At 64.9% G+C, this 19,503-nt stretch carries 21 protein-coding genes; 17 read left to right on the top strand and 4 right to left on the bottom strand.

Annotation, left to right across the window (positions count from 1 at the left end; translation table 11 throughout):
• The first annotated feature begins 201 nt into the window (after positions 1-201).
• The 4 genes from BTH42_RS24945 to BTH42_RS24930 all read left to right on the top strand — a co-directional run bounded on the left by BTH42_RS24945 (position 202) and on the right by BTH42_RS24930 (position 3,036).
• Positions 202-741 (top strand): hypothetical protein, encoded by a 540-nt coding sequence (locus BTH42_RS24945; RefSeq protein ID WP_075303838.1) that lies wholly within the window; start codon positions 202-204, stop codon positions 739-741.
• A gap of 111 nt (positions 742-852) precedes the next feature.
• A complete protein-coding gene (locus BTH42_RS24940) occupies positions 853-1,371 on the top strand; it encodes an Rrf2 family transcriptional regulator (protein ID WP_075303837.1) in 519 nt (172 codons plus the stop codon).
• Positions 1,372-1,590: 219 nt separating this feature from the next.
• A complete protein-coding gene (locus BTH42_RS24935; RefSeq protein ID WP_075303836.1) occupies positions 1,591-1,893 on the top strand; it encodes a helix-turn-helix transcriptional regulator in 303 nt (100 codons plus the stop codon).
• 84 nt (positions 1,894-1,977) lie between these two features.
• Entirely contained in the window at positions 1,978-3,036 is a 1,059-nt protein-coding gene (locus BTH42_RS24930) for an alkene reductase (protein ID WP_075303835.1), read from the top strand.
• 103 nt (positions 3,037-3,139) lie between these two features.
• Here BTH42_RS24930 and BTH42_RS24925 read toward each other — a convergent pair whose 3' ends face one another.
• Entirely contained in the window at positions 3,140-3,667 is a 528-nt protein-coding gene (locus tag BTH42_RS24925; protein WP_075303834.1) for a GNAT family N-acetyltransferase, read from the bottom strand.
• A 160-nt stretch (positions 3,668-3,827) separates the two neighbouring features.
• Between BTH42_RS24925 and BTH42_RS24920 the strand changes: the two genes are divergently transcribed.
• From BTH42_RS24920 to BTH42_RS24905, 4 genes are all read left to right on the top strand, one after another.
• Complete coding sequence (locus BTH42_RS24920) at positions 3,828-4,478, top strand: VTT domain-containing protein (RefSeq protein WP_075303833.1); 651 nt, start codon at positions 3,828-3,830, stop codon at positions 4,476-4,478.
• Between the two features lie 114 nt (positions 4,479-4,592).
• Positions 4,593-5,045, top strand: coding sequence for a MarR family winged helix-turn-helix transcriptional regulator (locus tag BTH42_RS24915; protein WP_075303832.1), 453 nt, complete (start codon positions 4,593-4,595; stop codon positions 5,043-5,045).
• A 45-nt stretch (positions 5,046-5,090) separates the two neighbouring features.
• Positions 5,091-5,657 (top strand): isochorismatase family protein, encoded by a 567-nt coding sequence (locus BTH42_RS24910; RefSeq protein WP_075303831.1) that lies wholly within the window; start codon positions 5,091-5,093, stop codon positions 5,655-5,657.
• A gap of 67 nt (positions 5,658-5,724) precedes the next feature.
• Positions 5,725-7,071, top strand: a complete 1,347-nt coding sequence (locus BTH42_RS24905) for an MFS transporter (protein WP_075303830.1) — start codon at positions 5,725-5,727, stop codon at positions 7,069-7,071.
• 50 nt (positions 7,072-7,121) lie between these two features.
• Here the strand turns inward: BTH42_RS24905 and BTH42_RS24900 are convergent, their stop codons facing one another.
• On the bottom strand, positions 7,122-8,078 hold the full coding sequence (locus tag BTH42_RS24900; protein WP_075303829.1) for a LysR family transcriptional regulator: 957 nt from the start codon (positions 8,076-8,078) through the stop codon (positions 7,122-7,124).
• 252 nt (positions 8,079-8,330) lie between these two features.
• Between BTH42_RS24900 and BTH42_RS24895 the strand changes: the two genes are divergently transcribed.
• The 3 genes from BTH42_RS24895 to aroQ all read left to right on the top strand — a co-directional run bounded on the left by BTH42_RS24895 (position 8,331) and on the right by aroQ (position 11,369).
• Positions 8,331-9,734 (top strand): MFS transporter, encoded by a 1,404-nt coding sequence (locus BTH42_RS24895; RefSeq protein WP_075303828.1) that lies wholly within the window; start codon positions 8,331-8,333, stop codon positions 9,732-9,734.
• Positions 9,735-9,806: 72 nt separating this feature from the next.
• Positions 9,807-10,877, top strand: coding sequence for a Gfo/Idh/MocA family protein (locus tag BTH42_RS24890; protein ID WP_075303827.1), 1,071 nt, complete (start codon positions 9,807-9,809; stop codon positions 10,875-10,877).
• Positions 10,878-10,928: 51 nt separating this feature from the next.
• The gene (aroQ, locus tag BTH42_RS24885; RefSeq protein WP_075303826.1) at positions 10,929-11,369 is read left to right on the top strand and encodes a type II 3-dehydroquinate dehydratase; all 441 of its coding nucleotides are present in this window, start codon (positions 10,929-10,931) and stop codon (positions 11,367-11,369) included.
• Between the two features lie 81 nt (positions 11,370-11,450).
• Here the strand turns inward: aroQ and BTH42_RS24880 are convergent, their stop codons facing one another.
• A complete protein-coding gene (locus tag BTH42_RS24880) occupies positions 11,451-12,542 on the bottom strand; it encodes a hypothetical protein (RefSeq protein WP_075303825.1) in 1,092 nt (363 codons plus the stop codon).
• 166 nt (positions 12,543-12,708) lie between these two features.
• Between BTH42_RS24880 and BTH42_RS24875 the strand changes: the two genes are divergently transcribed.
• A complete protein-coding gene (locus BTH42_RS24875; protein ID WP_075303824.1) occupies positions 12,709-13,614 on the top strand; it encodes a LysR substrate-binding domain-containing protein in 906 nt (301 codons plus the stop codon).
• A gap of 128 nt (positions 13,615-13,742) precedes the next feature.
• Positions 13,743-14,879 (top strand): DSD1 family PLP-dependent enzyme, encoded by a 1,137-nt coding sequence (locus BTH42_RS24870; RefSeq protein WP_075303823.1) that lies wholly within the window; start codon positions 13,743-13,745, stop codon positions 14,877-14,879.
• 57 nt (positions 14,880-14,936) lie between these two features.
• Here BTH42_RS24870 and hpaR read toward each other — a convergent pair whose 3' ends face one another.
• Positions 14,937-15,344: a homoprotocatechuate degradation operon regulator HpaR gene (gene hpaR / locus BTH42_RS24865; RefSeq protein WP_075303822.1), complete on the bottom strand. Its 408-nt coding sequence runs from the start codon at positions 15,342-15,344 to the stop codon at positions 14,937-14,939.
• Positions 15,345-15,532: 188 nt separating this feature from the next.
• Here hpaR and BTH42_RS24860 point away from each other — a divergent pair, with 188 nt between their 5' ends.
• The 4 genes from BTH42_RS24860 to hpaD are packed head-to-tail and all read left to right on the top strand — an operon-like array spanning position 15,533 to position 19,498.
• The gene (locus tag BTH42_RS24860) at positions 15,533-16,330 is read left to right on the top strand and encodes a fumarylacetoacetate hydrolase family protein (RefSeq protein ID WP_075303821.1); all 798 of its coding nucleotides are present in this window, start codon (positions 15,533-15,535) and stop codon (positions 16,328-16,330) included.
• Entirely contained in the window at positions 16,327-17,085 is a 759-nt protein-coding gene (locus BTH42_RS24855) for a fumarylacetoacetate hydrolase family protein (RefSeq protein WP_075303820.1), read from the top strand. Before BTH42_RS24860 ends, BTH42_RS24855 begins: the two co-directional genes overlap by 4 nt.
• A 54-nt stretch (positions 17,086-17,139) precedes the next feature.
• Positions 17,140-18,597 carry a 5-carboxymethyl-2-hydroxymuconate semialdehyde dehydrogenase gene (hpaE, locus tag BTH42_RS24850; protein ID WP_075303819.1) on the top strand — a complete coding sequence of 486 codons (1,458 nt, stop codon included), beginning with the start codon at positions 17,140-17,142 and terminating at the stop codon, positions 18,595-18,597.
• A gap of 37 nt (positions 18,598-18,634) precedes the next feature.
• Positions 18,635-19,498, top strand: a complete 864-nt coding sequence (hpaD, locus tag BTH42_RS24845) for a 3,4-dihydroxyphenylacetate 2,3-dioxygenase (protein ID WP_075303818.1) — start codon at positions 18,635-18,637, stop codon at positions 19,496-19,498.
• The last annotated feature ends 5 nt before the right edge of the window (positions 19,499-19,503 follow it).

The following is a 19,503-nucleotide window of genomic DNA, read 5'->3' as shown; positions in this document are numbered from 1 at the left end:
CCTTGCAGCGCCCACTGCTCCTGATGGAGAATTCGAAGCACTGGCCGCAACGACACCGAAAGACATAAACATGGTGTTTTCCGCGTGCCCGCATGAGAGCACCTTCACGTAAGGTGGTCAACGCGGCGAGCGTGGCCGCATAGGGCGATCAATACGATAGTGACAAAGTCACTGTCTCGCGTAGACGAGGTCTTGCACACAATGTCCGTGACTTCCGCAGAGACTGTCGAGATACGTTTGGAGCGGGCCGTGCAGCTGTTCGATAATCACGACCCCTACCCGTTCAGGGAGCGCGGACTCGATCAGGCCGCGGAAGCGTACATCGTCGATAAAGCCGAAAGCATCTCCGCCCGCGAGCCGCTGCGGATCGTGCTGCATCTGCCCGGGCGAGAGATCGATTCACAGGCGGCCGCTCATCTCGGCGAAGCGATAGCCAGTCATTTTCGCGAACGCGCCGATGCCGAACAGCGCGCATTGCGCAAATTGTTTCGTGATGGCCGGCGCTCTCTGGCGATTGGACTCGTCGTGCTCGGCGTGTGCCTGCTCGGCGGTTCGCTGGTTGAAAGCTATCCGGGTTACCGGTCTCCGAAGCTTATCGCCGAAGGCTTGATGATCTTCGGCTGGGTCGCGAACTGGCGGCCGATGGAGATATTTCTCTATGACTGGTGGCCGATCGTGCGGCAGAGAAACATCTATCGGCGACTTGCCGACGCGCATGTGCTCGTACAGCCGGCGCAATAGGCTCGCGCCTTTCTGAACGACATAGCCGGCGGCGATGCGGGCACGACGGACTGTACGTGCTCCCTCTCCGTACGCGCGTGCAAATCGCGTCTCGCGCTATCTGGAGAACTAATGAAACTGAGCGACTACACCGACTACTCGCTGCGCGTGCTGCTGTACGTGGCGGTGCGCGGCGCCGGCACGTCGAAGATCAAGGACATTGCCGCCGCGTACGGCATCTCCAAAAATCATCTGATGAAAATCGTTCAGCAACTCGGCGATCAGGGCTGGATCGAAACCGTGCGCGGCCGCAACGGCGGCTTAAGGCTCGCCAGCCGGACGCTCGGCTTGACGATTGGCGACGTGGTGCGGCTCACCGAAGGCGATTTCGCGCTGGCACCCTGTGTGCCGGACCGGCATGGCAACAGGCGCGTCTGCGTGATCGCCGCGCATTGCGGTTTGCTGCGCGCGCTGGAGGCGGCGCACCGCGCGTTTCTCGATGAACTCGACCGCCACACGGTGGGCGAACTCTCGCAACCGCAAAATTCGCTCGCCGAATTGCTCGGCGTCGGCGTCTATATATCGCTAGTGGTTGTCGCCACGGCGCCGGAGCCGAAACCGCGATCCGCGGCGCCGCGACCGGCCGCCTGATGGTCGCCGCACAACCCGCCGTGAAGCCGGCGTGAAGCCGCCGCGAGCACCCTGACCCTGTCATTTTCCTTTCGCACACCGATAGATCACCCACATTCGCAGTAGTGCCTTCAGCCATATCGTCAAATTCCGATATATGATTCGTCCCGTAGCGATGCAAGCGCGCGCACGCCGTCCGGCGTTCCGCGCCGGTTGTCGAATCACCTTGAAACCATCCAGATGACGCCCGATTTCGACGCGATCCACAAAGCGCTGGCCAACCCGGTACGCCGCGAGATTCTCGCGTGGCTGCGCGAGCCGCAGCAGCATTTCGCCGACCAGGAACTGCCGCTCGACCACGGCGTATGCGCGGGCAAGATCGACGCGCGCTGCGGCCTGTCGCAGTCCACCGTGTCCGCGCACCTCGCCGCGCTGCAGCGCGCGGGGCTCGTCACGTCGAAACGGGTCGGCCAATGGGTGTTTTTCAAGCGCAACGAGCCCGTGATTCAGGCGTTCCTCGAACACATGAACACGCAGCTCTGAGCACCGCATTCGCATCGCCGCGCTTCCTTTTTCACGCAGTCTTTTGAGGCCCCGGGCCCGGCCCGCCGCCAAAGGTGAACTCTCATGCCGACTCTTTTCGATCCGCTGCAAATTGGCGATCTCACGTTGCCGAACCGCATCATCATGGCGCCGCTCACGCGTCAGCGCGCTGAAGAAATCCGCGTGCCGAACGCACTGATGGCCAGCTACTACGCCGAACGCGCAAGCGCCGGCCTGATCCTCAGCGAAGCAACCTCGGTCACGCCGCAGGGCGTCGGCTACGCGGAAACGCCGGGTATCTGGTCGCAGGAGCAGGTCGAAGGCTGGAAGCTCGTCACGAAGGCCGTGCACGACGCGGGTGGCCTGATCTTCCTGCAACTGTGGCACGTCGGCCGTATTTCCGATCCGGTGTTCCTGAACGGCGACCTGCCGGTCGCGCCGAGCGCGATCGCGGCAGGCGGTCACGTGAGCCTCGTGCGTCCGGAGCGTCCGTTCGTGACGCCGCGCGCGCTCGAACTCGATGAAATCGCCGGTGTCGTCGAAGCGTTCCGCAAGGGCGCGGAAAACGCGAAAGCCGCGGGCTTCGACGGTGTCGAAATTCACGGCGCGAACGGCTATCTGCTCGACCAGTTCCTGCAGGACAGCACCAACAAGCGCACCGACGCATACGGCGGCCCGATCGAAAACCGCGCGCGTCTGCTGCTCGAAATCACCGATGCGTGCATCGGCGTGTGGGGTGCCAACCGCGTCGGCGTCCATCTCGCGCCGCGCCGCGACGCGCACACGATGGGCGATTCGAATCCGGCCGAAACGTTCGGCTATGTCGCCCGCGAACTCGGCAAGCGCAAGATCGCGTTCATCGCGGCGCGCGAAGCGCTCGGCGACGACCGCCTCGGCCCGCAGCTGAAAGAAGCGTTCGGCGGCCCGTATATCGCGAACGAGAAGTTCACCAAGGAAAGCGCGCAACAGGTGCTCGACGCCGGTGAAGCGGATGCGGTCGCGTGGGGTCAGCTGTATATCGCGAATCCGGATCTGGTGCGCCGCTTCGCTGAAGATGCGCCGTTGAACAAGCCGAATCCGTCGACGTACTACGCACGCGGCGAAGTCGGCTACACCGATTATCCGGCTCTGGAAGCGGTGTAATTAGCAGCGCTCGAGCTTGAACCTGCCTGACCTGACGGGCGTGACCGCAGTTCGCTGCGGTCACGCCCGCAGTGCTTTTGCGGCGCGCGATTCGCGCCCGCCGTCAAGCCAGCTCGCGCAGCATGAACACCCGCTTCGATTCGTCGAGCCCACGCGCGATATGCGCGTCGCGCCGCGCGAGCAATGCCGCGTCGAGTTCGTCGACCGCCAGATCGCGAAAGCCGAGCCGCCGGTAATACGGCGCATTCCAAGGCACCTCGCGATACGTCGACAACACGAGTTGCATCAGTTGCCGCGAGCGCGCGAGCCTGGCGACCTCGTCGAGCAACGCCGCGCCGATGCGCCGGCCCGCGTGCGAAGTCAGCACGTCGAGTTCCTGCACATAGATACGGGTGGGCTGCGGCTCGAACATCACGAAGCCGGCGCAACGCTGTTCAGCATCGAGCGCGACGACGATCTCGCGCGCGGCGATCTTGCGTTCGACGAGTTCGAGCGCCATCGGCGGCGCATCGGCAATGCCGGTCATGCCGACGCCGGCAAAGCGCAAACCCGCTTCGAATTCGATCGCGCGAATGGTGTGCGCATCGGGCGGCACGGCGAAACGCAAGCTCACGGCAGGTTCGGCAGACATCGTGGAGTCCTGAAGAGATCGCCCGATCTTGACATCCCGGGCACCGGTTCGACAAGCACCCGCGTGCGCGCCGGATACGTCGCGCACGCGCGAAATCACTGAATGTCGGCGTGCGGGGCTACACTCGTGAAACTCTCAACCCGCCCCAATCGCCTCCCCGATGAATCTGATGAACCTGCTGCAGATCGCGCTGCACCTCGACCAGCATCTGAGCGCGCTGATCCTGCAATTCGGCACCGGCATCTACCTGCTGCTGTTCGTCGTCGTGTTCGTCGAATACGCGTTTCTGCCGCTGTTCTTCCTGCCCGGCGATCCGCTGATCTTCATCTGCGGCGCGCTCGCCGCGACCGGCGCATTGAACATCTGGATCGTCGCGCCGTCGCTGTTCGTTGCGACGATCGGCGGCAGCATCGTCGGCTATGCGATCGGCCATGCTTTCGGCGACAAGGTCTCCACGCGCAACTACTACTGGCTGAACCGCAACGCGCTGCGTCGCGCGCATGAATTCAGCGAGGCACGCGGGCGCCTGACCTTCCTGCTGTCGCCGTTCATCGCGGTCGTGCGCACGTTCGCGCCGTTCGCCGCCGGCGTGTCGCGGATGACCTTCTCGCGCTTCGTGTCGTACGTCAGCGCGGGCGCGGCGCTGTGGGTCGTGTCGCTGATGGCGGCCGGCTACCTGTTCGGCAACGCGCCGGTGCTGCGCGACCATCTGAGTTCGCTGGTGGTGCTCGGCTTCGTGCTCGGCGGCCTGTTGCTCGCCGGCGGCGCCGCATGGCGGCTGTTCCAGCGCCGCCGCATGCGGGCTCGCTGAAGCCGCCGCGCCGCTGCGCGGCCGGCCGCAAACTTGACTTCGGCGAGATATGAAGGTAACCTTCGCATCACCTCGCAGCACAAGTTTCCGCACAACCTCCGCCACAACCTCCGCATGAGCAAGCCCCCTCCCCCAGTCACGCCCGAAGCGCTGCACTCGCTCGCCGAAGATCTGCGCGTGCTGGCGGGCAAGCTGCGCCGGCGTCTGCGCGAAGAATCGCATGTCGGCGATTTCACGCCGTCGCAGGTGCAGGTGCTCAATCTGCTGGAACGCGAAGGACCGGCCACCGTCACCGCGCTGGCGCGCAGCCTGGGGATGCGCCCGCAATCGATGGGCGAAACGCTCGCGGTGCTCAAAGCCGCCGGCCTCGTCAGCGGCGCGCCCGATCCGAACGACGGGCGGCAAACGGTTCTCTCGCTGACTCCCACTTTTCGCAAGAAGGTCAAGGCTAGCCGCGCGGCGCGCGAAGACTGGCTATATCGCACGATCCAGACGCGCTTTACCCCGACCGAACAGCACCAACTCGCGACGGGCGTCGATCTACTCAAACGTCTCGTCGATTTGTAACTCGCGATTCGCATCACGCGTCTCGCCACTCGCAGGAGCAAGAACATGGCACTCACCACTCTCGACGCAAAGACCGCTCTGGTCGTCATCGATCTGCAACACGGCATCGTCGCGTTGCCGACCGCCCCCCATCCGAGCAATGAAATCGTCGAACGTTCGGTCGTGCTGCTCGACGCGTTCCGCCGTCATGGCCTGCCGGTCGTGCTGGTGAACGTCGCCGCGGGCGCACCGGGCCGCACCGATCAGGGCGCCCACGGCGGCGAATTCCCGGCCGAGTTCGTGCAGCTGGTGCCGGAACTGAAGCAGCAGCCGTCGGACCATCTGGTCACCAAGCGCACGTGGGGCGCGTTCACCAACACCGACCTCGCCGCATGGCTGCAACAGCAAGGCGTCACGCAAATCGTGCTGTGCGGCATCGCGACCAGCATCGGCGTCGAGTCGACCGCGCGTTTCGCGAGCGAGCACGGCTTGAACGTCACGCTGGCGACCGACGCGATGAGCGACCTGAACGCCGACGCGCACGTCAACAGCATCACGCGCATCTTCCCGCGTCTGGGCGAGACCGGCACCGTGCAGCAAGTGCTCGACCTGCTCGAAAAAACCCGCGCCTGATAAGCGCGTACCGAGGCGGGCGCCCTGCCCGCCTTGTGGCCCACCCCGCGCTGAGGAAAATCCCGCCGTGAGTTCCACGTTCCGTTCGCTGCGCACTTTCAATTACCGTGTCTGGGCGAGCGGCGCGATCGTCTCGAACATCGGCACGTGGATGCAGCGCACCGCGCAGGACTGGCTGGTGCTGACCGGCCTCACGCATCACAACGCGACGGCGGTGGGCATCGTGATGTCGCTGCAATTCGGGCCGCAGATGCTGTTGCTGCCGCTCACCGGCTACGCGGCCGATCACTTCGACCGCCGCAAGCTGCTGTTCGCGACCCAGGCGGCAATGGGCACGCTGGCACTCGCGTTAGGTCTGCTGACGATCAGCGGACTCGTGCAGCTATGGCAGGTCTACGTGTTCGCGGGCCTGCTCGGCTGCGTGACCGCATTCGATTCCCCGGCCCGCCAGACCTTCGTGTCCGACCTCGTCGGCGAACGCGATCTGGCCAACGCGGTCGCGCTCAACTCCACGTCGTTCAACGCCGCGCGCATGCTCGGGCCGGCGGTCGCCGGTCTGCTGATCGCATCGGTCGGAAGCGGCTGGGTGTTTCTGATCAATGCGCTGTCGTTCGTCGCGGTGCTCGGCGCGCTGCGCATGCTGCGGCTCGACGAACTGCATATCAAACCGCGCGCGGTGCGCTCGCGCGGCAGCTTCGTCGAAGGCTTCAAATATGTATGGACGCGCCCCGATCTGAAAGCGGCGCTGTTGATGCTGTTCCTGATCGGCACGTTCGGCCTGAATTTCCCGATCTTCATCTCGACGATGTCGGTCACCGCGTTTCATGCGGGCGCGAGCGAGTACGGCGTGCTCAGCTCGACGATGGCAATCGGCTCGGTCACCGGCGCACTGCTCGCGGCGCGCCGCGCGCGCCCCACCATGACCTTGCTGCTCAGCGCCGCCGCGATGTTCGGCGTCGGTTGCGCGGCGGCCGCGGCGATGCCGAACTATCTGCTGTTCGGCATCGTGCTGGTGGTGATCGGCGTATCGACGCAGACCTTCACGACCTCGACCAACAGCCTCGTACAACTGACCACCGAGCCGGCGATGCGCGGCCGCGTGATCGCGATCCTGCTGGCGCTGTCGCTCGGCGGCACGCCGCTCGGCGCGCCGGTGGTCGGCTGGGTCGCCGACAATTTCGGTCCGCGCTGGGCGCTCGGGGTCGGCGCGGCGTCGGGCGTCGGCGCGGCGCTGGTCGGCCTCGTCTATCTGATGCGTTACCGGCAATTGCGTTTCTACCTGGAAGGCTGGCGCCCGCGTTACAGCATCGACGACCCGCGCCCGGTCAGCGTCGCGCTTGTTCCGGATTCCGTAACAACGGTGCAGCGCAGCGCGCTGGACGAAGCGGAAGAAAATACCGCGTCGAGCGTTTGAGCGGCGTGTGAGCGGCGTGTGAGCGAACCGCGCCGCCGCGCGCGCCTCGCTCAGAAGCCGCCGACCCCGCGCGTAACCAGCGCATACGGGCCGCTCGTCAACTGCTCGCGGAGAAACTCGATACACACCTGGATGCGCGCCGACGAAGACAGCCGCTCGGCCGTCACCGCCCACACGTCGGCGGACTGCTGATAGTCCGGCAGCACCCGCACCAGTTCGCCCGCGCGCAGACTTTCGGCAACATCCCAGATCGACACCATCACGATCCCGTAACCGTCCTTCGCCCATTGCACGACGATGTCGCTCAGATTCGACGCGACCGTGCCGGTCACCTTCACGCTCTTCTCGCCGTCCGGTCCGCTCAGCCGCCACACGCCGAAGCGGTCGTCGCGGCCGCGAAACAACAGGCAGTCGTGGCCGCTCAGATCCGCCAGTTCAGCGGGCGCGCCGCGCCGCTCCAGATAGGCGGGCGACGCGCACAGAATCCGCGCGCTCTCCACCATCTTGTGCTTGATCAGATGCGGCTCCAGCACTTCGCCGACCCGCACGTCGATATCGAAGTTCTCGCCGACCACGTCCGCGCGCCGGTCCAGCAGTTCGAGCCAGATTTCCAGACGCGGATGGCGCTCGCGCAGCAGCGCGAGAATCGGCGACACGTGTTTGCGGCCGAGCCGCAGGCTGGTGCTGATGCGCAGCTGCCCGCTCAGCTCGGTGCGGCGATCCGCGAACGCGTCGGCCATCCCCTGCACGTCGTCGAGGATTTTCTGCGCCCACTGCAAAGCGGCCTCGCCGTCGCTGGTCACGCTGACGCGCCGCGTGGTGCGCTGAAACAGCTTCACGCCGAGCCCGGCTTCGAGCATCGCGATGCGCTTGCTGACATGCGACGGCGATAACCCCATCTCGGTCGACGCGGCGACGAAACTGCCGCGCCGCGCGATATGGCAGAACAGCTGCAGATCGCGCAGGAACGATTCATTGTTGGCTGTCAGCGCATTCTGATTTTGCATCTGGACGCATTGTGTCGGCTTATAACTCTATTACCCTAGCGGCAACGGATGGGTTGAGCAATGCTCGGGACAGCCAAACAATGGTTAACCCGTAGCGGCGCCGGCAAGTTTCACGCCGCTTCGATCCTGCCGAATAGCGAGGCAATGCGACAACCGTGCCCAGGAAAATCCTGGCTTGCGCTATACCGTTTAAAGCGCGCCAATGAGTCAGCCATAGAAGCTGACAAAAACACATTCAATTCAGGAGGCGATATGCAAACCAATGCATCGTTGGCCGGCGGGCATAGCTCGCAGGCTCGCAAGGCAACCGCCAGCGGCTGGATCGGCTCGGCGCTCGAGTACTACGACTTCTTCATCTACGCGCAAGCCGCCGCGCTGATCTTCCCGCAGTTGTTCTTCCCGTCCGGCAATCCGAAAATCGCGATCGTCGCATCGCTCGCGACCTACGGCGTCGGCTACGTCGCGCGGCCGATCGGCGCGCTGGTGCTCGGCCACTGGGGCGACACCCACGGCCGCAAGAACGTATTGCTGGTCTGCATGTTCCTGATGGGTATTTCGACGATGGCCGTCGGCCTGTTGCCGACCTACCACCAGATCGGCTTCCTCGCACCGGTACTGCTGGTGATCCTGCGGCTGATCCAGGGCTTCGCGGTGGCCGGCGAAATTTCCGGCGCCAGTTCGATGATTCTCGAACACGCGCCATTCGGACGACGCGGCTATTACGCGAGCTTCACGCTGCAAGGCGTGCAGGCCGGCCAGATTCTCGCCGCCGCGGTGTTCCTGCCGCTCGCCTATTACATGGACGACGCGTCGTTCAATTCGTGGGGCTGGCGCATTCCGTTCCTGCTCAGCGCGGTCGTGCTGATCGCCGGCTTCATCATCCGTCGCGAAGTCGAGGAAACCCCCGCGTTCGAGAAGGAAGATTCGAGCGGCGGCGTGCCGCGCTCGCCGATCGTCGAAGCGTTCAAGTACAACTGGCGCGACATGATCCGCGTCGTGCTGTGCTCGCTGATGAACGTGATCCCGGTCGTCGCGACGATTTTCGGCGCCGCGTACGCGGTCCAGCCGGCCTACGGCATCGGCTTTTCAAAGAGCCTGTATCTGTGGATTCCGGTGATCGGCAATATCGTCGCGGTGCTGGTGATTCCGTTCGTCGGCAATCTGTCCGACCGGATCGGCCGGCGTCTGCCGATCATCGTCGGCGCGCTCGGCGCCGGGCTGCTGTCGTTCGGCTATCTGTACGCGATCAGCATCCACAACGTGCCGCTCGCGCTGGTGATGTCAATCCTGATGTGGGGCGTCATCTATCAGGGCTACAACGCGATCTTCCCGAGCTTCTACCCGGAACTGTTCCCGACCCGTTCGCGCGTCTCGGCGATGGCGATCGGCCAGAACATCGGCACCACGATCACCGCGCTGCTGCCGGCACTGTTCGCGTTCGTCGCGCCGCCGGGATCGAACAACGTGCCGCTGACGATCGGCGCGATCACCTTCGCGATCACGATCATCTGCGCGGTCTCCGCGTGGAGCGCGCGTGAGAACTTCCGCGTCAGGCTCAGCGATCTGGGCGAACCGGGCGCGACGCCGATGGATAAGGACAGCTACGAGGCGATGCGCGCGGAAAGCATGGCCCAGGGCAAGAAGGCCATCGCTTGATGCGAATTTAATCGCGCAGTTAAGCACGGATTCATCCAGCCATTTCAATCAGGACTTCAGAGGAACCGAGTCATGAACAGCACCCGGATTGCCGTGGCCGGCGCCGGTTACATCGGCCGCGCGCATATGGCGGTCGCACAAGGCAGCGACACCTGCACGCTGGCGGCGATCGTCGATCCGTCGCCGGCGGCCGTCGCGATCGCCAACGAAGCGCGCGTGCCGTTGTACCGCACGCTCGACGAACTGCTCGAACGCGACCGCCCGGACGGCGTGATTCTCGCGACGCCGAACCAGCTGCACGTCGAACACGCGTCGCGCTGCCTCGCGGCGCGGGTGCCGACGCTGCTCGAAAAGCCGATCGCGCCAAGCGTCGACGAAGCCGAACTGCTGGCCGCCGAAGCACGGCGCAGCGGCGTGCCGCTGCTGATCGGCCATCACCGCGCGCATAGCCCGATCATGGCGCGCGCCCGTCAGCTGATCGACGAAGGCCGGCTCGGCAAGCTGGTCGCGGTGATGGGCAGCGCGGTGTTCTTCAAGCCCGACGAGTACTTCGCCGACGCCGACTGGCGGCGTCAGCCGGGCGGCGGTCCAATCCTGCTGAACATGATTCACGAGGTGCACAACCTGCGCATGCTGTGCGGCGAGATCGTCGCTGTACAGGCGATCGCATCGCACGCGACGCGCGGCTTCGCGGTCGAGGACACGGTCGCGATCAATCTGCGTTTCGCGAACGGCGCGCTCGGCAGCTTCATGCTGTCCGACACCGCCGCGAGCGCGCGCAGCTGGGAGCAGACCGCGCGCGAAAACCACGCGTACCCGACCTATCCGGACGAGGACTGCTACGTGATCGCCGGCACTTTCGGCTCGCTCGCGGTGCCGACCATGCGCCTGAAAACCTACGCGAACGCAGCCGACCGCTCGTGGTGGAAACCGTTCGACGTCAGCGTCGCCGACATGACGCGCGACGATCCGCTGAAACGCCAGATCGAACATTTCGTGCGCGTGATTCACGGCAAGGAGCCGCCGCTCGTCAGCGCCGAGGACGGTCTGCAGAATCTGCGCATTACCGAGGCGATCGTCGAGGCGGCCCGCACCGGCACGCTGGTCGACACCACGCGGACGGCCGAAGCGACGCTACACTAGCGGGCGACGCACGTCACCTCGATAGCTCCGAACCATTTACCAGAGTACTCAATGAAAACCTTCGTCATGCTGCACGGTATCAACCACAACATGTTCGGCAAGCGCGATCCCGCGCAATACGGGACGATCACGCTCGCCGAAATCGACGACCGCCTGCGCGCGCTCGGCGACGAACTCGGCGTGCGGGTCGAGAGCTTTCAGACCAATAACGAAGGCGAGATGTGCGAGCGCATCCATCAGGCGTTCACCGACAACGCGGCCGGCGTGATGATCAACGCGGGCGCATGGACCCACTACAGCTACGGAATTCGCGACGCGCTCGCGATCCTGACGGTGCCGGTCGTCGAGATTCACATGTCGAACATTCACGCGCGCGAGGCGTTCCGGCATCAGTCGGTGTTCGCGGAGATCGTCAAAGGACAGATTTGCGGGTTCGGCGTGGACAGCTATCTGCTCGGCTTGCGCGCGGCGGTGTCGGCGGCCGCGGCTTGATCCGGTAACAACAGTAGCAACAGCAGCGCGCCGCGCCCGCGGCGCGCGTTCGGGCATTCAGGCGTTTTGAGTTTCAGACGCTCAACGCCACGCTTCGGTCAACTCGTTCGCCAGCACCATCTTCTGGCGCACGACTTCGACGAAACCCGCATCGATACCCGGCTGCGATTTGAGAAATTTCAACGCGGCCGAATGCACCGCGCGCAACGCGCCGCCGTCGATGCCGGTCATTCGCGCGGCACCACGGCGCGTTTCTTCGAGCAGATCGCGCGCGCTGCCGAACTCCGGCGTGAGCCCGCACTGCGCGGCGAATTGCGCGCGCAGTCCCGCCGCATATTCACGCGAGGTGCCGAGCCGGTCCATATCGACCAGCAGATCGACGCCCTCGCCCATCCGCAACGCACACAGAATCCACAACGCGATGAACGCGCGATACGCGTTATCGCTATCCACCGTGCGCGCGTACTGCTCGCAGCCGAGCGCATACGCGTCCTCGGTCGTCGGCGCGAGCGGCGGCAGGCGCACGCCGCACACGCCGAGCGCTTCGCGCACCAGCGGATCGCTCTGATTCAGGCCGAGCACGCGAAACGGCGCGGCGACGAAAAACGCGTTGCTCCACTGCTGCCGCAATTGCCAGCCCGACGCGAACTGCGACGCCGGGTTGCGCAATACGCCGACGTGTAGCCCTTCCGCGAACGCGCGCTTCAGCCACGGCAGGCGGCCGCCGGTCCGGCAGAACTTGAACACCGGCACCCGCTGCTGCGCCGCCGTGTGCTCGCACAGCGAGCGTAGATAGCTCTGCAACGCGGGGAAAGTCGCATCGGGCTCGCGCGTGAAACGATCGATGCTGAAGCGCCGGTCGTAGCCGGCCACGCCGCGCGCGCCGTCGCGCAGAAACGGCCGGTATTCGTCGAAGTACGGCGCGGCGAGCGGCGGATGGCCGGAGGTCAGCGTCGGTCGCGAAGCGGCTACGTCGGCGAGATTCAGATCGGCGAGCACGTTGCTGAGCGGCTCGTAAAAGCCGGCCGCGCGCTCCAGTTCGCGCAGCCGCGACCACACCCAGGTGCCCGCGCTGCGCCAACCGGTATGCAGAAAAACCGCCTGTTTCAGCGGGGAACTGGAACTCGCGGCGGGCGTGGCCGACGCGGCCGACGGCTGAGGAGGCAACGACATAGGTATCTTCTTTCAATGATCGCGACGATCGCGATGTTGGAACCGGCGCGGCGCCGGGCCGGCGCAAAACCGGAAACATAAGCGGAAGCGCCACTTTACCCCGCGGCCACGCGCGACGCATTATGCTGCGAAACTCCATCCTCCTGCGCCCACCACCCTCGCCCCCATGAACGACTCGGCCGATCTCCGCTTCCTGCTCACGCTGCGCGCCAGCGGCAGCCTGCTCGCCGCCGCGCGCAAGCTCGCGCTGTCGCCGTCGGCGGTCACGCAGCGTTTGCAGCAACTGGAAAAGAAACTCGGCGCGCAGCTCGTCAATCGCAGCGCGCGCCGCCTGCAATTCACCGACGAAGGCCTGCTGCTATGCGAGCGCGGCGCCGCGCTGATCGAGCAGTTCGACGCGCTGTTCGACGACCTGCAAACGCGCCGCGGCGGCCTCGTCGGCACGCTGAAGATCAATGCGCCGCTCGGCTTCGGGCGCCGCCATCTGGCGCCGCTGATCGGCGAATTCCAGCAACGCAATCCCGACATCGACGTCGCGCTCACGCTATCGGACCGGCCGCTGACCGATACGCTCGATCGTTTCGATATCGTCGTCCATATCGGCGAGCTGCCGCTGTCGAACCTGGTCGGCTATACGATCGCGCCGAACGCGCGCTTCGTGTGCGCGGCGCCGTCGCTGGTCAAACGGCTCGGTCTGCCCGATTCGCCCGATGCGTTGAGCGCGCTGCCGTGCATCGTGCTGCGCGAGAACAACGAGGACGTGTCGCTATGGCAGTTCAGCAAGGGCCGCACGCGCCGCAGCGTACGGGTGGCCGCGCATCTGAGCTGCAACGACGGCGACGTGATCCGCCAATGGGCATGCGAAGCACGCGGCGTGATCCTGCGCTCCGAATGGGACGTCGCCGACGATCTGGCCAGCGGCAAACTCGTGCGCCTGCTGCCCGGCTGGAAAGCGCCGGATGCGAACGTGATCGCGCTGACCCACCAGCGCACCGGCCTGCCCGCGCGCACGCGTCATTTCATGCGGTATCTGCAGAGCTACTTCAGGCCGGCGCCGCCGTGGCGGCGATGATTCAGTCAAACTGAATCTATGAATCGATCTGGCTAAACGGCGAGGACGCAACGGACTTCTATAATCGGAGCATCGTCAATAGCCGGTCAACTCGCAATCATGAGTTCCACTTCCTTCCAGGTACCAGCATGAAACTCGAACAGATCGACACCCCGGCCGCGCTGATCGACATCGCGCGGATGCAGAAGAACATCGCACGCATGCAGGCGCGGATGAACACGCTCGGCGTCGCGTTCCGCCCGCACGTGAAGACCACCAAATCGATCGACGTGGTGCGCGCGCAGCTCGCGGCCGGCGCGCGCGGCATCACCGTGTCGACCCTGAAGGAGGCCGAAGCGTTTTTCGCGGCCGGCGTCACCGACATCCTGTACGCGGTCGGCATCGTGCCGTCGAAGCTGCCGCGCGCGCTCGCGCTGCGCCGCCAGGGCTGCGATCTGAAACTGGTGGTCGACAATCCGACCGCCGCGGCGGCGCTCGTGGCGTTCGGCGACCAGCACGGCGAACGCTTCGATGCATGGATCGAAATCGATACCGATGGCCATCGTTCCGGGATTCAGCCTGAACAGCAGACACTGCTCGACGTCGGCCGGATCCTGCACGAGAACGGCGTGAAGGTCGGCGGCGTGATGACTCATGCGGGGTCGAGCTACGAATTGAACACGCCCGAAGCGCTCGCGGCGCTGGCCGAACAGGAACGCGCGGGCTGCGTGCGCGCGGCCGAGCGACTGCGCGCGGCAGGCATCGCGTGCCCGGCGGTCAGCGTCGGCTCGACACCGACCGCCCTCGCCGCGCGGGATCTGGAAGGCGTGACCGAAGTGCGGGCCGGCGTCTACGTGCTGTTCGATCTGGTGATGCACAACGTCGGCGTGTGCACGCTCGACGACATCGCGCTCAGCGTATTGACGACCGTGATCGGTCATCAGGAAGACAAGGGCTGGGCGATTCTCGACGCGGGCTGGATGGCGCTGAGCCGCGACCGCGGCACGTCGCGGCAGGGCCATGATTTCGGCTATGGGCAGCCGTGTTTGCTGAACGGCACGTTGTTGCCGGGCTATGTGGTGAGCGGCGCGAATCAGGAGCACGGGATTCTCGCGGCGGTCGCGGACGGTGCGCCCGCCGGCGATATCGCGCAGCGCTTTCCGATCGGCATGAAACTGCGCATCCTGCCCAATCACGCGTGCGCGACCGGCGCGCAATTTCCCGAGTATCACGCGGTGGCCGCCGACGGCAGCAGCGTCGAATGGCAGCGCTTTTACGGCTGGTAAACCGCTGCGCCATTAACGCGGCGCGAGCGGTCCGGCGTGACCGCCAAGCCGCTTGCGTCACTCATCGTCTTCCGACAACCCCGCCAGCAGATCGTCGACCGCGCGATACACGCGCTCGACGATCTCCGGTCCGACCTTGCGCTCGAGCTCGCGGTAATGCGCCTCGAGATCCTTCGAAATCACCCGCACCAGTTCGACGCTCGTGTCCGTCAGCGACACCAGCACGCGGCGCTGATCTTCGGCGAATCGCTCCTTCGTCACCAGCTCCATCCCCTCCATCCGCGCGAGCACGCCGGCCATGCTCGGGCTCGAAATCGTGCAGATATCGGAGATCTGACGCGGCTCCATCGGGCCGTGTTCGTTCAGTGCGCGGATCACCCGCCATTGCTGCTCGGTGAGCCCATGCGCGGTGATCAGCGGACGGAAACGCTCCATCATTTTTTCGCGTGCGCGCAGCAACAACATGGGCAGATTTCGGTGCAAAACTCGGGTAGACGCAGCGGACATATTGGCAAGAAAGGTGGAAGCGAACGTCGATTAAGGGAAAACCCGCGATTCATCGACAGCCTATTGACCGTGAATCATATCAAGCGCAATACTACTAACATATTAGTGTTTTCGCGGGATTCATCTCGCCACGAGGCCGACCCTCCATGTTTGTCCTTGCCGATCATCTGTTGCACCCCGAAGGCGATCCGTTGCCGCGCGACGTGGACGCGAACGCCGCGGCCGCGCTGCTGGCGCGCGGCGTCGCGTGTCGCGCGCCGGTTACCGGCGCCGTGTACGGCACCTTGCTGAACGACCGTGCGGCGCTCGCCGCGTTGGGCGACGCGGTCAATGCGCCGCCGTACAAGGCGCCGCCGCAAGCGCCGGTGCTGTATCTGAAGCCGCGCAATACGCTGGCCGGACACCGCGCGCAAGTGGTCGTGCCGGATGACGCGTTAGGCGTCGAGGTCGGCGCGTCGCTTGGCATCGTGATCGGCCGCACCGCGTCGCGTGTGGGCGTCGCGCAGGCCGCTCAATACATTGCCGGCTATACGCTGGTCGCCGATCTGAGCATCCCGCATACCCATGTATATCGCCCGAACGTACGGCTGCGGGCACGCGACGGCTTCTGCGTGATCGGCCCGGCACTCGTCGCCGCGCGCCACGTCGCGACGCCGGATGCGCTGGACATTCATGTGTCGCTGAACGGCGCCGAAAGCTTCAGCGGCAGTACCGCTTCTTCAGTGCGCAACGTCGCGCAATTGCTGGCCGACGTCACCGACTTCATGACGCTCAATGCCGGCGACGTGCTGACGCTCGGCGTGCGCCACGGCTCGCCGGTCGCGCATATCGGCGACAGCGCGAACCTGTCGATCGGCAATCTGCCGCCGCTGAGCATGTCGTTCGTCGGCGCAAGCCAAACCAACCCTCGAACCAAGACTCAAATTAACGGAGAACCGTCATGATGCGCGGCCGCGTTGCCTATGCGGGAGCGATCCACGAAGCGACTCCGCACGAACACGGCGTGCGTCTCGCCGACGGCCGCGTATGCGGTGAAAACGAAGTGGTCTGGCTCGCGCCGCTCGAAGTCGGCACGATCTTCGCGCTCGGTCTGAACTACGCGGAACACGCGAAAGAACTGCAATTCGGCAAACAGGAAGAACCGCTGGTGTTCATGAAAGGACCCGGCACGGTGATCGGTCATCGCGGCTTCACGCGCCGCCCCTTTGACGTCACGTTCATGCACTACGAGTGCGAGCTGGCGGTCGTGATCGGCCGCGGCGCGCAGAACGTCACGCGCGAAAACGCGATGCAGCACGTGGCCGGCTACATGATCGCGAACGACTACGCGATTCGCGATTATCTGGAGAACTACTACCGCCCGAACCTGCGCGTGAAGAATCGCGACGGCGGCACGGTGCTGGGACCGTGGTTCGTCGACGCGGCAGATATTGCCGACGTCACGCAACTCGAATTGCGCACGTTCGTAAACGGCACGCTCCAGCAGCGCGGCAACACGCGCGACCTCGTCACCGACATCCCCGCGCTGATCGAATATCTGAGCAGCTTCATGACGCTCGCGCCCGGCGACGTGATCCTGACCGGCACGCCCGAAGGGATCGTCAACGTCAATGCGGGCGACGAAGTCGTCTGCGAAATCGACGGCCTCGGCCGTCTCGTCAACACGATCGCGTCGGACGCGGACTTCGGTCGCGCCTGATTCACAGGACCACGCTCACAGCACCACGCAAGCGCACACGCAAAGGACAACGCAATGCCGATCGACCATCTGATCAACGGCGAGGCCCACGCCTCGAACGAGTACTTCGAAACCGTCAATCCGGCCACTCAGGAAGTGCTCGGCGAAGTCGCGCGCGGCGGCGAAAAGGAAGTGGACGCAGCCGTGCAGGCGGCGAAACAGGCGTTCCCCGCGTGGGCCGCCAAACCCGCCGCCGAACGCGCGAAGCTGATCCGCAAGCTCGGCGAGCTGATCGCCAAGCACGTGCCGGAAATTTCGGAAACCGAAACGAAGGACACCGGCCAGACGATCTCGCAGACGCGCAAGCAACTGGTGCCGCGCGCGGCCGACAACTTCAGCTACTTCGCCGAGATGTGCACGCGGGTGGACGGCCACACCTATCCGACCGACTCGCACCTGAACTACACGCTGTTTCATCCGGTCGGCGTATGCGCGCTGATCTCGCCGTGGAACGTGCCGTTCATGACGGCGACATGGAAGGTCGCGCCCTGCCTCGCGTTCGGCAACACCGCGGTGCTGAAGATGAGCGAGCTGTCGCCGCTGACCGCGTCGATGCTCGGCCAACTCGCGCTCGAAGCGGGCATTCCGGCCGGCGTGCTGAACGTCGTGCACGGCTACGGCAAGGAAACCGGCGAACCGCTGGTCGCGCATCGCGACGTGCACGCGGTGTCGTTCACCGGCTCGACCGCGACCGGCAACCGCATCGTGCAGAGCGCCGGGCTGAAGAAGTTTTCGATGGAACTGGGCGGCAAATCGCCGTTCGTGATCTTCGACGACGCCGACTTCGAACGCGCGCTCGACGCCGCGGTGTTCATGATCTTCTCGAACAACGGCGAGCGCTGCACCGCGGGCTCGCGCATCCTCGTGCAGCGCTCGATTTACACGCGTTTTGCCGAGCGTTTCATCGAGCGCGCGAAGCGGCTGACGGTCGGCGATCCGCTCGCCGACAGCACGATCGTCGGCCCGATGATCAGCCAGGGGCATCTCGCGAAAGTGCGCAGCTATATCGAACTGGGGCCGAAGGAAGGCGCGACGCTCGCGTGCGGCGGGCTCGATCTGCCGGATCTGCCCGACGCGATGCGCAAAGGCAACTTCGTCGCGCCGACCGTGTTCGTCGACGTCGACAACCGGATGCGCATCGCGCAGGAAGAGATCTTCGGACCGGTCGCGTGCCTGATTCCGTTCGACGACGAAGCCGACGCGATCCGTCAGGCCAACGATATTTCGTACGGCCTCTCCAGCTATATCTGGACCGAGAACACCGGCCGCGCGCTGCGTGTCGCTGCCGCCGTCGAAGCGGGGATGTGCTTCGTCAACAGCCAGAACGTGCGCGATCTGCGTCAGCCGTTCGGCGGCACGAAGGCGTCGGGTGTCGGGCGTGAAGGCGGTACCTGGAGCTACGAAGTGTTCCTCGAACCGAAGAACGTGTGCGTGTCGCTCGGCTCGCATCATATTCCGCGCTGGGGCGTGTAAAACCGGCGAGCCGCCGGATCGACAGAGGAGACACGCAATGGGCAAACTCGCGTTAGCAGCAAAAGTCACTCACGTACCGTCGTTGTACCTGTCGGAACTCGACGGTCCGCACAAAGGCTGCCGTCAACCCGCGATCGACGGCCATCACGAAATCGGCCGGCGCTGCCGCGAACTCGGCGTCGATACGATCGTCGTGTTCGACGTGCACTGGCTCGTGAACAGCGAATACCACATCAATTGCGCGCCGCATTTCGAAGGCGTGTACACCAGCAACGAGCTGCCGCATTTCATCAACAACATGCCGTACGCGTACCCCGGCAACGTCGGGCTCGGCGAGCTGATCGCCGAAGTCGCGAACGAAATGGGCGTGAAAAGCCGCGCGCACAGCAAGACCACGCTCGAACTCGAATACGGCACGCCGGTGCCGATGCGCTATATGAACAGCGACCAGCATTTCAAGGCGGTTTCGGTGGCCGGCTGGTGCATGTGGCACGACCTCGAAACCAGCGCGCGCTTCGGCCTCGCGGTGCGCAAGGCGATCGAGGAACGCTACGACGGCACCGTCGCGATTCTCGCGAGCGGCTCGCTCAGCCATCACTTCGCGAACAACGGCACCGCCGAGCAATACATGCACAAGGTGTGGAGCCCGCTGCTCGAACAGATGGACCGCAGCGTCGTGCGCATGTGGGAAAACGGCGACTGGAAAACCTTCTGCGAAATGCTGCCGCTCTACAACGAGAAATGCTGGGGCGAAGGCGGGATGCACGATACCGCGATGCTGCTCGGCGCACTCGGCTGGGACCGCTACGACGGCAAGGTCGAAGTCGTCACACCTTATTTCGGCAGTTCCGGCACCGGCCAGATCAATGCGATCTTCCCGGTCACGCCGCTGCCCGTCTGATTACG

The sequence above is a fragment of the Burkholderia sp. SRS-W-2-2016 genome (assembly GCF_001931485.1).
In the GTDB taxonomy this organism is placed as follows: domain Bacteria; phylum Pseudomonadota; class Gammaproteobacteria; order Burkholderiales; family Burkholderiaceae; genus Paraburkholderia.
The sequence above is the reverse complement of the archived record's forward strand: the minus strand, read 5'-3'. Positions and strand labels throughout refer to the sequence as shown.

Excerpts from the sequence above, each read along its gene's own strand:
- BTH42_RS24945 (WP_075303838.1), top strand. The coding sequence starts at position 202 with ATGTCCGTGACTTCCGCAGAGACTGTCGAGATACGTTTGGAGCGGGCC.
- BTH42_RS24940 (WP_075303837.1), top strand. The coding sequence starts at position 853 with ATGAAACTGAGCGACTACACCGACTACTCGCTGCGCGTGCTGCTGTAC.
- BTH42_RS24935 (WP_075303836.1), top strand. The coding sequence starts at position 1,591 with ATGACGCCCGATTTCGACGCGATCCACAAAGCGCTGGCCAACCCGGTA.
- BTH42_RS24930 (WP_075303835.1), top strand. The coding sequence starts at position 1,978 with ATGCCGACTCTTTTCGATCCGCTGCAAATTGGCGATCTCACGTTGCCG.
- BTH42_RS24925 (WP_075303834.1), bottom strand. The coding sequence starts at position 3,667 with ATGTCTGCCGAACCTGCCGTGAGCTTGCGTTTCGCCGTGCCGCCCGAT.
- BTH42_RS24920 (WP_075303833.1), top strand. The coding sequence starts at position 3,828 with ATGAATCTGATGAACCTGCTGCAGATCGCGCTGCACCTCGACCAGCAT.
- BTH42_RS24915 (WP_075303832.1), top strand. The coding sequence starts at position 4,593 with ATGAGCAAGCCCCCTCCCCCAGTCACGCCCGAAGCGCTGCACTCGCTC.
- BTH42_RS24910 (WP_075303831.1), top strand. The coding sequence starts at position 5,091 with ATGGCACTCACCACTCTCGACGCAAAGACCGCTCTGGTCGTCATCGAT.
- BTH42_RS24900 (WP_075303829.1), bottom strand. The coding sequence starts at position 8,078 with ATGCAAAATCAGAATGCGCTGACAGCCAACAATGAATCGTTCCTGCGC.
- BTH42_RS24895 (WP_075303828.1), top strand. The coding sequence starts at position 8,331 with ATGCAAACCAATGCATCGTTGGCCGGCGGGCATAGCTCGCAGGCTCGC.
- BTH42_RS24890 (WP_075303827.1), top strand. The coding sequence starts at position 9,807 with ATGAACAGCACCCGGATTGCCGTGGCCGGCGCCGGTTACATCGGCCGC.
- aroQ (WP_075303826.1), top strand. The coding sequence starts at position 10,929 with ATGAAAACCTTCGTCATGCTGCACGGTATCAACCACAACATGTTCGGC.
- BTH42_RS24880 (WP_075303825.1), bottom strand. The coding sequence starts at position 12,542 with ATGTCGTTGCCTCCTCAGCCGTCGGCCGCGTCGGCCACGCCCGCCGCG.
- BTH42_RS24875 (WP_075303824.1), top strand. The coding sequence starts at position 12,709 with ATGAACGACTCGGCCGATCTCCGCTTCCTGCTCACGCTGCGCGCCAGC.
- BTH42_RS24870 (WP_075303823.1), top strand. The coding sequence starts at position 13,743 with ATGAAACTCGAACAGATCGACACCCCGGCCGCGCTGATCGACATCGCG.
- hpaR (WP_075303822.1), bottom strand. The coding sequence starts at position 15,344 with ATGTTGTTGCTGCGCGCACGCGAAAAAATGATGGAGCGTTTCCGTCCG.
- BTH42_RS24860 (WP_075303821.1), top strand. The coding sequence starts at position 15,533 with ATGTTTGTCCTTGCCGATCATCTGTTGCACCCCGAAGGCGATCCGTTG.
- BTH42_RS24855 (WP_075303820.1), top strand. The coding sequence starts at position 16,327 with ATGATGCGCGGCCGCGTTGCCTATGCGGGAGCGATCCACGAAGCGACT.
- hpaE (WP_075303819.1), top strand. The coding sequence starts at position 17,140 with ATGCCGATCGACCATCTGATCAACGGCGAGGCCCACGCCTCGAACGAG.
- hpaD (WP_075303818.1), top strand. The coding sequence starts at position 18,635 with ATGGGCAAACTCGCGTTAGCAGCAAAAGTCACTCACGTACCGTCGTTG.